Source organism: Streptomyces sp. NPDC047061 (genome assembly GCF_040643955.1).
In the GTDB taxonomy this organism is placed as follows: domain Bacteria; phylum Actinomycetota; class Actinomycetes; order Streptomycetales; family Streptomycetaceae; genus Streptomyces.
Genome location: NZ_JBEYVI010000073.1, coordinates 14,877 through 28,846 on the forward strand (window position 1 = coordinate 14,877; position 13,970 = coordinate 28,846).

Sequence of the window (13,970 nt, forward strand, 5' to 3'; positions counted from 1 at the left end):
GTCCGCGCGTCCTACATCGCGTCCCGCACCGTCTGCGGGAGCGCCGTGTGCAGGGGGAGCACCAGCCCCAGCGGCAGTGCCGCCGCGAACGCCGCCGCCTGCGAGCCGTAGACCGGCCGCACGGCGATGCGCGCGCCGGCGGACAGGTTGTCCACGGCCGCCACCGCTCTGCCCATCTCTTCCGAGGAGTTGACGGTCGCCGTGATCAGCAGCCCGAACCGGATCACCCCGTGTCCCTGGGCCTGTTCCTCCGTGGTGCGCCGGGCCGACGTCACCTCCGCGTCGTCGCGTGCCTGGCCGATCCGCGCCTGCTGGGCGTTGAACAGGGCGTTCTTGTAGTCCTGTTGGACGACCTTGGCGCTCTCGGCCCGGGTGTGCGGGCGGTACAGGAGGGTGACCCGCTTGCGGGCGATGTCCCGGTTGGGCTGCACCAGTCCGGTCAGGACGTTGGAGAACACCTCTCCCTGGGGCGCCTCGCTCATGGCCCAGGTGACACTGACCGCCCCGTCGTGCCGGTAGTGGTCCCAGGTCTCCTGCGCGGCCATGGGTCCGGCCTGGTCCCAGGTCAGTCCGGTGCCGCCGGCGGCCCGTGCCTCCTCCACGAGGGACGCGACCGAGGGGTCGTAGGCGACCCGTACCGCCTCGGCGAGTTCGGCCGCGGTCATCGGTACGGCGGTGCCGGCGCCGGTCATCGACAGTCCCGCGGTCAGCCCCGGCAGGCGGGTGCCGATGTGCACGGCCATGTCCTCGGCACTGCGGCGGGGCGCTCCCGCGCGGGCCGCGCCGGAGTAGGTGAGCGCGATCCGGGTGGTGATCTGCGCCGAACCCTCGGGATAGGCGGCCACGGCAAGTCGGAGCATCGCCCTGGCCAGGTCGGGGGCGTCGGGGTGGGTGTTGGCGTCGATCTCGTGCCGGAGCCGCACGCCGGGGTCGGGGGCGGTCTCCACGGTGACGGTCGCGGCCACCAGGTCCGGCTCGGAGCCCAGGGCGGACAGCCAGTGGCCCCAGTGCGCCACCCAGGTGTCGGTCTGCCGCTGGTCGACGAGGGCGGCTCCGTCCGCGTCGCAGGCGATGACGACGGTGTGGTGGCCGACCGCCGGGATCGTGATCACCGCGAACGGGCGCCCGTACCCGTCCCGCGCCTCGGTCAGGGCGGAATCGGCGGCCAGACCGGGCAGCCTGCACGAGCCGTACTCGGTCCGGCTCAGCGGTCCGGAGCGGTACAGGTGACCGCCCGCGGACGTGGTGCGCCACCAGGCCAGGCGGACCGCGGCACGCTGCATGAGTGTCCGGCCGTGCCGGTCCCGCACCGCCAGCGGGGCCGCGCCCGCCGCCAGGGCGAGGGCCAGGCCGAGCGCGGCCCACAGGGAGATCAGGGTGGTGAGGACCACGGCGATCAGCCCGCCGAACAACAGCAGGGTCGCCCCGAGGGACAGGCCGCGCAGGCCGACGGTGCGCGGCCTGCGGAAGTTGCCGTAGGTGCGGGCGGTGGGTGCTTCAGTGACTGCCACTGGTCTGCTCCTGGTGTTCGTCGGTGAGCCGGCCGGCGGGCACGGGAGTCGTTTCCTCCGGGCCGCCCTCGGGCGCCGTCGCGGTGGCATCGACCGTCGCGGTGGCATCGACCGTCGGGTGCTCACGGTCCGGTGTGTCGCGTACCTGCCGGATGCCCGGTACCGAGGCCGACCGGCCGGCCGTGGCCGAGACCGACCGGCCGGCCGTGGCTCCCTGTGCGGCCCCGGCCCCGGCCCCGGCCGCGCCGACGGCGGCCCCGGCCAGCGCGGCACCGGACACCGAACGTCCGGTGGCCAGGCCTCGCAGGTGCGGCACCGGCAACGCGCCGGTGACCACGGCCGAGCTCCCGGCTCCGGTGGTGGACGCCCGGCCGGTGCGGCCCGTCCCGGACACCGCGGCCTGGACGACGGGGGCGGCGAACCGGAGCAGCGCGGGCAGGGTGAGACAGGCGAGGAGGATCAGGACGACCCCCGAGACCATCGAGACGACCTTGTCGTCCCCGGTCCGGCCGCTCGTCGTGAAGGCCGCCGCGTACACGACGGCCGCGGCCGGTTTGTAGAGCACGAAGGCGAACAGCCAGCCCACGGTCCTGCGGAACCAGACCCGGCCGCCGGCCGTGCCGCTGGCGGCGGCCGAGAGCGGCAGTGTGCCGGTGAGGATCACCAGCATGGCCATGCGCACGATCATCAGGGCGATCTGGGCCAGGCTGCCGACGGTCACCAGAATCGCCATGAGGAGGACGAGGAACGCCGAGTCGGTGCCGCCCAGCGCCAGCAGGGCGGTGGTGCGTTCGTCGAACTCGGCGACGCAGGCGGCCACCGGTTCTCCGACCGTACTGATCTGCCGGCATCCGGTGGACCTGTCGATGATCCAGACACTGAACTTGTCCCCGGCCGTGGCCAGCAGGTTGACGACCGCGACCCCGGCCGCGGAGACCACCACCAGGTTGAGCAGTCCCTGAAGGGCCTGCCGGGCGGGCTCGCCACGGCGCTGCCAGGCGAGGTTCCCGGCGGCCACGAGCAGGCACAGCACGGCGGTGAAGCCGGTGAACCACAGGGTGGAGCCTCTGAGGAACGCCACCGGGCCGCCGTCGGCGCCCAGATCCGGACTGCTCAGGTTCATCCAGGCGCCGCCCAGCGCCTTGGCCGCCGTGCTCGCCGCCTGCGCGGCGCTCTCGGCGATGTCGTCGAAGGCGCTGCCGCCGAGGTCCTTCGCGGTGGTGCCGGTGCCGTCCCCCACGCAGTAGCCGCCGACGGTCGGGGACACCCAGCCGAAGTCGCAGCCCGCCATCAGACGCCTCCCCACGCGGTGAAGCCGGCGAGGGAGTCGACCGGTGCGGGGGACGGCGGGTCGGCCGGGTACTCCAGCCGCCAGTCGCCGTCGCGCCAGAGCACGGTGGTCAGGGCCGCCTGCAGGCGGCCGTCCGGGAACCGCCACACGCTCTGGATCACCGCGGTGGTGCCGCCGTAGGTGACGAAGCGGAACCCGGCGATCTGTCCGTGGGCGGAGTCCTCCTGGTCCGGGGACGCCGTGCGCTCCGCCTCGGTCCGGGCGGCGATGTAGGTGTCGCGGCCCGGGCCGACGGTCTGGGTGCGGGTCACGGTCAGCCAGTCGTCGGCGGCCAGGTAGCGGACACCGATCTGGCTGGCGGCGAGCAGGGCGCCGACGGGGGTACGGGCGTAGCAGCGCGCCACGTCCGAGTCGACCACGGCCGGTCCCGCCGCTCCGGAGGAGGGCAGGGCGACGGAGTGGTAGAGGGTCCAGGTGACTCCGGCCGGGGCGGAGTCGGGCACGTCCTGCCGGTTGTCGGGCAGCCGGGGGCATGAGGCGGCGCCGGACGGAACCGCCGACGGGCCGCCGGTGGACACCTCGGCCCGCGGGGCGGCGTCCTGCTGCTCCCCGCTGTCGGAGTTGACGGCGACGGCCGCCCCGATGACGGCGACGAAGCCGATGAACGCGGTGGCGAGGACGAAGCCCGTCCGCAGCCACGGGCTGCGCGGCTCGTCCGCCGCCCGGTCGCCGGGCTCTGTCATGGGTACTCCCCTGATCGCTCTCGTACGGTCCGATGACTGTTCTCGTACCGGCCGATGACCGTTCTCGGACGGTCCGGTTGACCGCTCTGGTACGGCCTGGTTGACCGCTCTCGTACGGCCTGGTTGACCGCTCTCGTACGGGCCTGGTCAGATCAGCGCGCTGACGATGCCGGAGGCGGAGCCGACGAGCAGACACGCGCCCAGCACGAAGCCGAGACCTCGGGCGTGCTCACGGCCACCGCCCCGGGAGTGGTCGACCGCCATCCGGGCGGCGACGCCGAAGATGCCCGCGACACACAGGGCGGTGACGGTCCACGCCACCCACCGCAGCACGGTCAGCAGGCCTTCGGCGCCGGGCGGGGCCTCTCCCCCGCCGACTTCCGGCACACCACTGGGGACGGGGGGCGCGGCGGCGAAGTGCGGCGCCAGACCGCCCAGGTGGGGTGCGGCGGCCAGGGCGGTCGCCAGGGTGCTGGACAAGCGTTCCTCCCTCAACGGGACATGAGACACGGGACACGGGTCACCGGTCCTCGACGGGACGCGGGTTCAGGAGGCTCTACGGGACACGGGCCCCGGCGGTTCTACGGAACGCGGGGCAGTGCGGGCCGGGCGGTGAGCCTGGCCAGATCGCGCGCCAACGGCACGCACGCGTCGGGCAGGTGTGCCATGGGCGGTTCGCCGAGCCGCCAGGGCTCCACCCAGGGGATCTCCCAGAGCCTGGGCACCGCTCCGGAGACCAGTCGTACCAGGTCGCGCAGGATCCGGGGGCGGCGTCCGGGGGCGTCGGCGACGACGACGAGTCCGAGGAGGTCGACACCGGGAACCCTGCCGGAGGCCCACTGCCGCGCGGCGTCCTGGGCGGCCCCGATGCCGTCCGCGCCGGAACGGGCGACGAGCACGACCGGTTGGGCCCACTCCCCCACGGGCCAGGCGCCGCCCGCGTCACGGCCGCCGGGGACGGCCTGTTCCAGTGTGGTGACACCCGAGCCGCCGTGCGCGCCCAGCCACCACCAGGCCTGCCCGGGAGCGGGCCACGGTCGGGCGAAGGGCAGCCCGTGCTCGGGGTCCGGCACTCCGGCGCCCTGGGGTGCCGCCGGACCGGTCAGCTCCGTCGACGGGTCCTGAACCGATCGTCGGGGTTTCCCGTTGCTGCCGTCCGATGGACGCGAGCGCGGCAGCCAGGGATTGACGACCGGCACATCCGCTGTCACTGGCTTCTCCTCACGACTGCTGACTCAACGCGCCCATAGTACACATGAGTTGACATATGGGAATAACAAATCATTATTCAGGAATGCGGTGTATAGGGTGAGTTGTGCCGTTTTTTGCCGCGTGGGACACCGATGACCGGCCGCACCGCACCGGCGCGGCCGGCCACGCTGGTGACGGGGTGCGCGGTCCTGGCGCTGCTCGGCTCCCTGCTCGGACTGTCCGTGGTGGGAGCCACGGAGGAACAGGACCGGGACACCGCGCCGGTCGGCTTCGCCACTACGCTCGACAGCGGCAGGGTCCCGGCCGGGTACGCCTCCTGGGTCGAACGGGCGGGCGCGCAGTGCGCGGAGGTCGGCGCACCGCTGGTGGCCGCCCAGATACAGGCGGAGTCCGGCTGGAACCCGGCCGCCGTGAGCCCCGTCGGGGCCCAGGGGCTCAGCCAGTTCATGCCCGGCACCTGGCGGACCTGGGGAGTGGACGCGGCCGCCCGGGACGGCAGCGCCGAACCGGACGGCGTGGCCGACCCGTTCACCCCGGGCGACGCCATCATGACCCAGGCGCGCTACGACTGCTGGCTCGCCGGCAAGATCGAGGCGATGGACCTCGGCGGCGACCTCACCCGCCTGATGCTGGCCGCGTACAACGCGGGCCCCGGCGCGGTCCAGGCGTTCGGGGGCGTACCGCCGTACCCGGAGACCCAGGCCTATGTGGCCGGGATCATCCGGTCGATGGCCGACTTCACCGGCGCGGGGAGCGCGTCGACCGGCACCGGGGACACGTTCGGCGAACGGGTGGTGGGCTACGCCGAGAAGTGGCTCGGCACGCCCTACGCGTGGGGCGGCGGCGGTGCCGAGGGGCCCAGCCGCGGATTCGCGCAGGGCGCGGACACGGTCGGATTCGACTGCTCGGGCCTCGTCCAGTACGCGGTGTACCAGGCCAGCGGCGGCCGGATCCTGCTGCCGCGCGTCTCGCAGGCACAGGTCACTGCGGGGACGGCGGTGGCGCGTGCGGACATGCGGCCCGGGGACGTCATCGGGTTCGCCCTGCACGGCGGTTACGACCACATCGGGATCTACCTCGGCGACGGGCAGTTCATCCACGCGCCGAAGACCGGTGACGTGGTGAAGATCAGCGATCTCGACGACCCCTACTACACGAGCAAGCCCCAGAAGGTGAGGCGGTTCTCATGACTGCGCGCTCGGCTCCGCCGATCGCCGCGGCGGCCACCGTGATCCTGGCACTGAGCCTGGCCGTGGGCGGATGCGCGTCAGGCGCCCTGGCCGGCGCCGGACAGCGGGCGACGGACACGCCGTCCCCCGCCTCCTCCGCCTCCTCCTCCGCCTCCTCCTCCGCCTCCTCCGTCCCTCCCGCCGCCACCGGGACGGGTCCTTACCCGACGCCGGCCGATGCCGACGCGGCGGCACCGCTGCCGGTGCGCTCCGCCGGTACGGCCAACACGTCCAAGGGGGCCGACACGTCCAAAGGGCCCGACACGTCCAAGGGGAACGTGCCCGGTCCCGGTGACGTGGACGGGACCGATGCCGGCGCCGTCGGCAAGGGTGCGCTCACAGCGATGTGGACCTTCGACACGACCGTCGACCGGGAACCCTTCGACGCCGATCTGCGCGCCGCCGACGCCGGCTGGCTGACGTCGGCGTACGCGACGGAACTGCGTGCGCACCGGCCCCGTTCGGTGCCGGACGCCCAGTGGCGGGAATGGACCGGACACCGGGCCCGCACCACCGTCACGCTGCGGACGGCCGACGACGCCGCCAAACCCGGCGACACCCCTGTCGAGGCGTGGCGGCAGTGGACCGTGACCACCGTCCCGCACGGCCGCGACGGGTGGACGGGCGAACCCGTCGAGTTCGCGGCGTACCTACGACTCCTCCGGTCCGCGTCCGGCGGGTCGTGGCGGGTCGACGGCGTCTATCTCCAATAGGTGACGGCGATGGGGGTGGGGGCGTCTTCCGACCGGACCCGCGCCCGTCGGCCCGGAGTCAGCGATCGGGAGGGGTTTCATGCACAGGACGTACGAGTCCTTGGACGTTCCGGCGTGGCCGGTGTACACGCTCACCGTGCACGGGGACGGCCGTGTCGACGCCGTCGGCCCGCTGGTGCCCCTTTCCCGTCATACCGGCCGGGCCTCGGCCGTGGCCGCGGTGGCCGGGTCGGCCGCCAGGCTCGGCCGTCCGGTGCGCGCCGTGGCGACCGAACCGGACGGCACCGTCTGGCACTTGGTCGTCTCACCCGACGGAGGGGTGGGCGAACTCACCGGCCGCGGAGAAGGCGCCGGGGCACCGAAACGCCACAACCGGCCTCCCGCCGCCGTCACCCCCGCCCCCGCCCCGGCTCCGGAACTCCCCACCTACACCGACACGTTGGCCCTGGTCACGGCATACCTGGAGGCGGGTCGCGTCGGTGCGGCCGCCTCGCTGGCCGCGCGGACCGACGAGGCGGTGGCGGACGCCCTCGGGGTCTCCCATCCGGACGCGCTGCGCATCCGTGAACTGCGAGCCCGGACCACGGCTCTGGCGGGCGACCCGGCGGGCGGTGTGTGGCTGTACCGCGACATCGCCGAGCGCTGGCTCTACCAGGGCGAGCACGCGGCGGCCGAGGCGGCGGCACATCAGGCCGAGACACTCTGGAGGCGGATCACCGACGTGCCGACGGCATTGTCCGCCGGGGTCGCCGTGATCCGCATGCGGAACCAGATCCCGGGCGACGGCGGCACCGCGCTCGCCGTCGCCCGGGAACACCAGGCGTGGCTGACGGCCGCGCAGACGTCCGCCGGGCCGTTCTGACGCGGCCGACCCTCGACGGACCGTGCCCCGGACCGGGGCTGAAGCCCGGTCCGGGGCACGGTGGTTCGGGGCGGGCTCGCCCTGCCGCTCGCGGCGGCGGTGCGTCACGCCGCGTCCGCCTCCCACAGGGACGGCACGGTGGCCGGCCGCCTGGCGGCCGTCTCCTCCTCGCCGGTCTCCACCGCGACGCCCATCGCCAGGCGCAGCGCCCGTATGGCGTGGTGCGTACGCGACTTGACCGTGCCCGGCGGGACGCCCAGGACGAGGGCGGCCTCACGCGTGCTCCTCCCGGTGAAGTAGGTCTCGTACAGCACCTCCCGGTGTTTGTCCGACAGCCTCTTGAACGCCTCCTGGAGCACCAGCGCGGAGAGCACCTGTTCGCAGTCGTCGGAGTCCGTGGACACGTCGTCCAGCCAGGGGTTGCCGTTGACCTCCTGTGGCCGTGTCATGCGCAGCCGGTATTCGTCGATGACGAGGTTGCGGGCGACGCGGAACAGCCACGGCCGCAGCGACTCGCCGTTGTCCAGGTCCTGGGTTCGCCAGCAGCGCAGCAACGCCTCCTGCACCACGTCCTCGGCCCGGTAGCGGTCGCCGCCCAGCAGCCGCATCACATAGGTGAAGAGCGGTCCCACGCATTCGTCGTACAGCCGGCGTATCTCGCGTTCCTGAGCGGTGGCCGATCCCGCCGATCCCATCATGGTCCAGTTCACGTTCGTCTCCCTCATTCCGCGACCTCGCGCGGAGGTCTGTTCGAGGCCGGACCCGCGGCCTCGACGTGCGGGGAGTGTCGCGAGGGGCGTTCCACGACGCGTTGACGAACGATTGACGAGATGCCGTACCGATCCGGTCCGGGTACGGCGGCGGTGGGGGCCGCTGGGGTCGGACACGGCGGCGAGGGGAGCACCGCCACCAGGTCCGACCTCACCGCGCCTACCCGCGTGACCTGCTGTTCCTCTCTCAGGCCGCCCCGTGCTCAGGGGTGGCCGCCCGGGTGGACAGGGTGTGCAGACGGCGATTGACGAGGCGCATCAACTCCGCGTCTGCGGCGGTCGGTCCGCTGTGCCGCACGCACAGGGACCACACGTCGAGCAGTTCCTGTCCGAGGCCGACGGCGCTCGGTACGTCGTCGAGACGGCCCCACGCGGCGACCGCGCGGCTCAGGTCCTCACGGGAGCGGGGATCGCCGCGCAGCTGCCGGACCCGGGCGAGCCGGAGCGAGGTGGATGCGGCGAGCCGGTGGTTGTCGCCGCGGTGCGCGACGAACGCCTCCAGCGCCAGCGCCTCCAAGGTGTACGAGTGGTCCTCGCCGAAGACACGCGCGGAGTGCTCCCGCAACCGGAAGGCGAGTGCCCCGGCCCGTTCCAACTGGCCGTCGTCGACCGACCGGCCGATGACCGCGACGAGCGCGGCGAGTTCGTCCGGGACCGTCACCCCGGACGGCGGCACGGACGGCGGCACGGCCGACACCACGCCCGACGACCCAGCCGTCTGCTCGGCTCGCCGGTGCGGCGCCGGGGCCGGGGCCGGGGCCGGCGGGTCGTCGTACGGCTGTCTGCCGAGCATCCGGCTCGAACCGTCGGCGGCGACCTCGATGAGTACGGTCTGCTCGTCCCGCCGGTCCAGGATCCACGCCTCCACGGAGCGGCCAGCCGTCAGCGCCCGTCGGTGCAGTGCGTCGAGTACGGCCACGTGGACGGTCTCGCCCTCCGAAGCGCGCAGGTGTTCGCCGTCGACCGTCGCGCCGCCGTCCAGGCCGATCAGTACCCGGAAGCGGGCCGACGGCCCGGATGCCGTGCCGTCCGGCGCGGGCGGGTCATGACGGTTGGATGTGCCGAACATGTACGGGCTCCTCACTGTGCCGGTCACGAAGTGGGGGTGGGCCGCGGGGACAGGCTGGGGTACGTCTGCCCGTCGGACAGCTCCACGGCGTCGGAGAACAGGACGAATCCGCTGCGGACGCCGATGACGTACGCCTGCGCGGAGGAGCTTTTCGGTATGCCCTTCGCTTGCTTGACGGCGTCGATTCCCAGGTCGTAGGCGGCCAGGGTCAGGTCCAGGGCGTTTCCCTCGACCGCCTGGTCGGCGCGGAGGGTGTCGATGTCCTTGGCCAGCGAGCACAGGTACCTGCCCTGCGCCATGATCGAGTCCTCGGGATCGAGCGCGGAGACATCGCCGTTGTCGTCGTCGTCCTCGCCGAACTCCTTGAACTTGTCCGGCGGCAGCTGGGAGATGCCCTCAGCGCCGTCGAGGCCTTCGAGCCGGCTGTTGAACCCGGACTCCTGCTGGATCTGCGCGGCGATGACGATGGGCCCGATCTGTGTGCACAGCAACCCGGCGTCCTGGATGGGCTGGAGGAAGTCGGCGGGTACGTTGGCCGTGTTCAGCGCGCCGCGCCCGTCGCTCTGGTAGACGGCCGCGACCTTGTCGCTGTCGACGCTTCCCGTGCCGCTGCTGTCGCCGCCGCAGTGCAGGACGTGGATGTCGCAGAGGAACATCAGGGGCCAGAAGACCCAGGACAGCGCCTCCACGATGATCGTAACGAGGACGATGCACAGGGCGAGCATCCCCGCGATGATCGGAAGGATCGCTGCGACCACTCCGAGTACGAGGAAGAGCGTGCCCGTCCCCTGCCCGCCGGACTCCCCGGATTCTCCGCTCACGACCGGTCACCTCCATTCCCCTCGCCCGGACGACACGGTCGTCCGGGCCCCTTGAACCAGGCCGCCCCATTTCCCGTAGTGGCCGCCTGACGGATCACCACCTGCTCGCAGCCCGCAACGGATACGAGGGTGGATCAGTTCAATCCATATCAATACGGATTTATTCGCATTGATTGCGGACGAACAGGTCGGTTCGTGATCCGTCCCGTACGTGGAACGAACGAGGGAAAGGACGGGCGCGCATGAGCGTCCCCCCGGTGATGACCACCGGTTCGCAGTTGTGGGTCCGCGGACCGACCGGTCAGCAGAGTTCTCCGACGCCCGGCACCGCGGCCGGTCTTGTGGTGCCCGCCTCGTCGGTCACGCCCCCGTCGTCACCGCACCCGGGCCACCGGGTCGCCTGGGTCAACGCGCACGGCGGGGCCGGCGCGAGCACGCTCGCACGGATCCTGGGCGGCGCCGACGTGGGCCGCCGCTGGCCCGACCCGGCCGACAGCGAACCCGGCCCGGTTCTCCTGGTGGCTCGTACCCATGCCGCCGGCATCACGGCGGCCTCCCAGGCAATGGACACACTGCGCCGGGGCACACAGCCCGCGGGCGTGGAACTGGTGGCTCTCGTGCTCGTCGCCGACGCGCCGGGACGGCTGCCCCGCGAACTCGGGCGACGCGTCCGGGTACTGCGGTCGGCGGCCCGGGTGCACCGGGTGCCCTGGGTGCCGGCCTGGCGGATCGGCGAGGAGGCGGACGCCCTGCCCAGGGAGGTGCGGGCACTGTCCGCCCTCGTCTCCGCTCCGACCGGGCGCGGGGGGAGGACACGATGATCACCGCCAAGGACGCGGACCCCACGATCAATCCCGACGACTTCGTGCCGACCGGCACCTTCAGCCCGAAGGACTACCACGCGGACCAGCTGCTCAGCCTGCTCGCCTGGTGCGTGTCGGCGGCCGCGGTGGCCGGAGTGATCACGGTGGGCATGCAGCTCGCCTTCCAGCTGCGCCGCGGCGAACCGGGCGAGGGCGCGACCTACTTCAGGGGCCTCATCTTCGTCATAGGCGCCTGTGTACTCGGCGCGACCGCGGGCCCCCTCGTGACCTTCCTTCTCTGAGGACCCCACCAGCCCCACGACGGGGCCGGCACCCGCCGATCTCCCGCCGTCTCCAACGACTCACACCGCGGCATCTCCCACGTCCGATGTCCCGGCTCTGCTTACGACAACAGGAGCGACCGATGCTGAACACCTTGCTCACCTACTATCTGGCGGACGACGGGACCACCAACCAGATCCCCCACCCGGTACGGGAAGCGCCCGTCGACCTCTCCAACGTGGTCGACAAGGTCCTCGGGCTCGCCGCGTGGGCGGGGACCGTGGCCGGGGTGGTGGGCGTGCTCGTCACCGGCGCGATGATGGCCTCCTCCATGAAGGGCGGACAGGGTTCCTCCGAGCACATGGGCCGCCTCGGCATGGTGCTCGGCGGATGCATCCTCGTGTCCGCGGCCGGGCCCTCGGTCTCCTTCATCTTCGGTTAGCAGGCCGAGGGCGATGGGACAGCGATCCACGTGCTCCGTATCAGGCTCCGTACCAGGCGCAAGGCCGTCCCGGACGGCAGGCCCTTCTATCAGCAGCGCGGCTGGGTCAGATCGGCCCTGGTGCTCGGTTCCCTGCTGGCCCTGTCACTGGTGGTCATCGTGACGGACGACGGGAAGAAGGGCACCGATCTCGCGGCCGCGGGCCGGGAGGCGCTGGCCGGGCTCAGCGGCCCGCTGTCCCCCGGTGATCCGCTGGGGGTCCGGCGAGGGACGGGCGGCCGGCCCGCCGGCTGCCGTACCGACGACGGGAACACCGAGCGGTCGGCCGCTTCGCCGCGGGACCTGCGGTGGCGGCAGCTCGGCACCATGATGGTGCCGACCTCGCCCTCGGCCGGCCCCCTGCACAGGGACGACGACCTGTGGTGGTGCTTCGCCCGCACGCCCGTGGGGGCGGTGCTGGCGGCACACACCATCCTCGTCGAGCTCAGCGGTACGCACTGGCGCACGGTCACGGAGCAGCAGATCGTGCCGGGGAACCGGCGGGACAGGTTCATCTCCCTGAAGGCCGTCGCCGGAGAACCGGCCCCGGGGACCGGGGGCGCCGGGAGGTACGTGGGCTTCACCGTCCCGTCGTACGCGCGCGACTCGGCGACCGTGCAGCTGCTCGTCACCAATCCGGTCGGCGGCTATCTGTCGACGTCGGTCTCCCTGCGCTGGCGGGACGGGGACTGGAAGCTGGACCCGCTCGGCGACGGCTCCCTCTACACCACTCCCGAGCAGACCCAGCCCTTCGGCTTCGTCCAGTGGGGATCCTGACATGGCGTCGACCCTGGCCGCGGGCTGCAGCACCGGCATCGACCTCCTCGGCATGTTCGGCGATCCCATCGGCACGATGATGCACATGGTCGCCAACTCGGTGATGGCCGGCGCCCTCGGCATGTTCAAGGCGCTCCAGTCCACCATCGGTTCCTACAACACGGACTCCTCGGACAAGATCGGTGCCCAGACCCACTGGGTCGTCGTGTACCTGGCGGTCGGCTCGCTGCTGTTCGCCGCGATCAAGATGGCCTTCGACCGACGCGGCGAGGCGGGGCACACCGCGCTCAAGGGCATGCTGCGCGTCATCGTGGTCACCGCCGCCTCGACCACGGTGATCGTCTGGTTCGCCGACCTCATGGAGGCCTTCGCCAACTACCTCCTCCAGAAGAGCCTGGACAACGTGCTGGGGGGCATCACCTGCACCAACGACGTCCCGGCCGCTCTGCTGCTGATCATCGCCTGTCTGCTGATCATCGCCGGCGTCATCCACACGATCCTGCTGTGGATACGCCTCGGCGTGATGATCGTCCTGATGGGTACGTTCCCCATGGCGGCCGCCGCGTCCATGGCGGACTGGGGCACCACGTGGTGGCGCAAGCACCTCGGTTGGATGCTCGCCTGGCTCCTGTACAAGCCCACGGTCGGTCTCATGATGTACGCGGGATCCATCATGGTCTACAACGCGCAGAAGGGCGGGAGCGGCAACGCGAGCGCCGACGCGATCAACACGCAGATCGCGGGGATGGGCGTGCTGCTGCTGTCGGCCATCGCACTGCCCGCCCTGATGCGGCTGGTCGTGCCGGCGGTGGGCAGTCTCGGCACCGACGCGTCCGGCGCCGCCACCCTGGGCGCCGCCGGCGCCATCGCCTCCGGGGCCAAGTCCGTCGCCGACGGCGCCATCGGTCGCCTGGCGGCCTCCGGTTCCAAGAAGTCCACGGACACGTCGGACACGTCCGACGGCGGCGGTCCGCACGGCTCGCGCGACGGCGACAGTACCCAAGAGGGTTCGACACAGGGCGGTTCCGGGGGCGGACAGCAGGGCGGACAGCAGGGCGGAGGCGAAGGCCAGAGCCGCCGCCCAGGCGGCGGCGATGGCGGCCACGACGGCGGCGACGGCGGCGACGGCGGCGACCAGGCCGCGTCGTCCACGCGCCAGGCCGCCGCGGCCGGCCTCTCCGGAGTACTCGCCGTGGCGGCCCTGGCCGCCAGGACCGGCTCCGCCGCGGCGGATGTCGCCAGAAGCGCCGTGGACGAACGCGCCGACCCGGAGGACGCCATCGGCGGCCGGCACGGGCGCTGAAATCTCCGGTGGTGGTGCACCGGCCGACCGGGCAGCGGCCTCGGCACCGCCCTGCTGTGGGTGGGCACCGTGCTCTTCGTGCTGCCGTTCCTCTTCACGGTCG

General features: G+C 72.6%; 16 protein-coding genes. 8 read left to right on the top strand and 8 right to left on the bottom strand.

Translation table 11 applies throughout. From position 1 onward, the window contains the following. Window positions 1–11: 11 nt before the first annotated feature. From ABZ887_RS48825 to ABZ887_RS48845, 5 genes are all read right to left on the bottom strand, one after another. Window positions 12–1,511, bottom strand: a complete 1,500-nt coding sequence (locus tag ABZ887_RS48825) for an SCO6880 family protein (protein ID WP_361305781.1) — start codon at window positions 1,509–1,511, stop codon at window positions 12–14. Next, complete coding sequence (locus tag ABZ887_RS48830; protein ID WP_361305783.1) at window positions 1,498–2,802, bottom strand: hypothetical protein; 1,305 nt, start codon at window positions 2,800–2,802, stop codon at window positions 1,498–1,500. The genes ABZ887_RS48825 and ABZ887_RS48830 overlap by 14 nt, the downstream gene beginning before the upstream one ends. Then, the gene (locus ABZ887_RS48835; RefSeq protein WP_361305785.1) at window positions 2,802–3,545 is read right to left on the bottom strand and encodes a hypothetical protein; all 744 of its coding nucleotides are present in this window, start codon (window positions 3,543–3,545) and stop codon (window positions 2,802–2,804) included. Before ABZ887_RS48835 ends, ABZ887_RS48830 begins: the two co-directional genes overlap by 1 nt. 147 nt (window positions 3,546–3,692) lie before the next feature. Beyond that, entirely contained in the window at window positions 3,693–4,025 is a 333-nt protein-coding gene (locus tag ABZ887_RS48840; protein ID WP_361305787.1) for a hypothetical protein, read from the bottom strand. A gap of 101 nt (window positions 4,026–4,126) precedes the next feature. Further along, a complete protein-coding gene (locus ABZ887_RS48845) occupies window positions 4,127–4,756 on the bottom strand; it encodes a DUF6668 family protein (protein ID WP_361305789.1) in 630 nt (209 codons plus the stop codon). Window positions 4,757–4,888: 132 nt separating this feature from the next. Here ABZ887_RS48845 and ABZ887_RS48850 point away from each other — a divergent pair, with 132 nt between their 5' ends. The 3 genes from ABZ887_RS48850 to ABZ887_RS48860 all read left to right on the top strand — a co-directional run bounded on the left by ABZ887_RS48850 (window position 4,889) and on the right by ABZ887_RS48860 (window position 7,561). Then, window positions 4,889–5,947 carry an NlpC/P60 family protein gene (locus ABZ887_RS48850; protein ID WP_361305791.1) on the top strand — a complete coding sequence of 353 codons (1,059 nt, stop codon included), beginning with the start codon at window positions 4,889–4,891 and terminating at the stop codon, window positions 5,945–5,947. Continuing rightward, complete coding sequence (locus ABZ887_RS48855) at window positions 5,944–6,699, top strand: hypothetical protein (RefSeq protein WP_361305793.1); 756 nt, start codon at window positions 5,944–5,946, stop codon at window positions 6,697–6,699. Before ABZ887_RS48850 ends, ABZ887_RS48855 begins: the two co-directional genes overlap by 4 nt. A gap of 79 nt (window positions 6,700–6,778) precedes the next feature. Then, complete coding sequence (locus tag ABZ887_RS48860) at window positions 6,779–7,561, top strand: hypothetical protein (RefSeq protein WP_361305795.1); 783 nt, start codon at window positions 6,779–6,781, stop codon at window positions 7,559–7,561. A 104-nt stretch (window positions 7,562–7,665) separates the two neighbouring features. Here the strand turns inward: ABZ887_RS48860 and ABZ887_RS48865 are convergent, their stop codons facing one another. The 3 genes from ABZ887_RS48865 to ABZ887_RS48875 form a co-directional block, all read right to left on the bottom strand. Then, window positions 7,666–8,271 (bottom strand): sigma-70 family RNA polymerase sigma factor, encoded by a 606-nt coding sequence (locus tag ABZ887_RS48865; RefSeq protein WP_361305797.1) that lies wholly within the window; start codon window positions 8,269–8,271, stop codon window positions 7,666–7,668. Window positions 8,272–8,518: 247 nt separating this feature from the next. Continuing rightward, on the bottom strand, window positions 8,519–9,400 hold the full coding sequence (locus tag ABZ887_RS48870) for a hypothetical protein (RefSeq protein WP_361305799.1): 882 nt from the start codon (window positions 9,398–9,400) through the stop codon (window positions 8,519–8,521). Between the two features lie 23 nt (window positions 9,401–9,423). Then, window positions 9,424–10,221: a transglycosylase SLT domain-containing protein gene (locus ABZ887_RS48875; RefSeq protein ID WP_361305801.1), complete on the bottom strand. Its 798-nt coding sequence runs from the start codon at window positions 10,219–10,221 to the stop codon at window positions 9,424–9,426. A gap of 242 nt (window positions 10,222–10,463) precedes the next feature. Between ABZ887_RS48875 and ABZ887_RS48880 the strand changes: the two genes are divergently transcribed. The 5 genes from ABZ887_RS48880 to ABZ887_RS48900 all read left to right on the top strand — a co-directional run bounded on the left by ABZ887_RS48880 (window position 10,464) and on the right by ABZ887_RS48900 (window position 13,867). Next, window positions 10,464–11,042 carry a DUF6668 family protein gene (locus ABZ887_RS48880; protein ID WP_361305803.1) on the top strand — a complete coding sequence of 193 codons (579 nt, stop codon included), beginning with the start codon at window positions 10,464–10,466 and terminating at the stop codon, window positions 11,040–11,042. After that, window positions 11,039–11,326, top strand: coding sequence for a hypothetical protein (locus ABZ887_RS48885; RefSeq protein WP_361305805.1), 288 nt, complete (start codon window positions 11,039–11,041; stop codon window positions 11,324–11,326). The genes ABZ887_RS48880 and ABZ887_RS48885 overlap by 4 nt, the downstream gene beginning before the upstream one ends. 122 nt (window positions 11,327–11,448) lie before the next feature. Beyond that, window positions 11,449–11,748 carry a hypothetical protein gene (locus ABZ887_RS48890; RefSeq protein WP_361305807.1) on the top strand — a complete coding sequence of 100 codons (300 nt, stop codon included), beginning with the start codon at window positions 11,449–11,451 and terminating at the stop codon, window positions 11,746–11,748. Window positions 11,749–11,778: 30 nt separating this feature from the next. Then, window positions 11,779–12,564: a hypothetical protein gene (locus ABZ887_RS48895; RefSeq protein ID WP_361305809.1), complete on the top strand. Its 786-nt coding sequence runs from the start codon at window positions 11,779–11,781 to the stop codon at window positions 12,562–12,564. A gap of 1 nt (window position 12,565) precedes the next feature. Then, a complete protein-coding gene (locus tag ABZ887_RS48900; protein ID WP_361305811.1) occupies window positions 12,566–13,867 on the top strand; it encodes a hypothetical protein in 1,302 nt (433 codons plus the stop codon). Window positions 13,868–13,970: the final 103 nt, after the last annotated feature.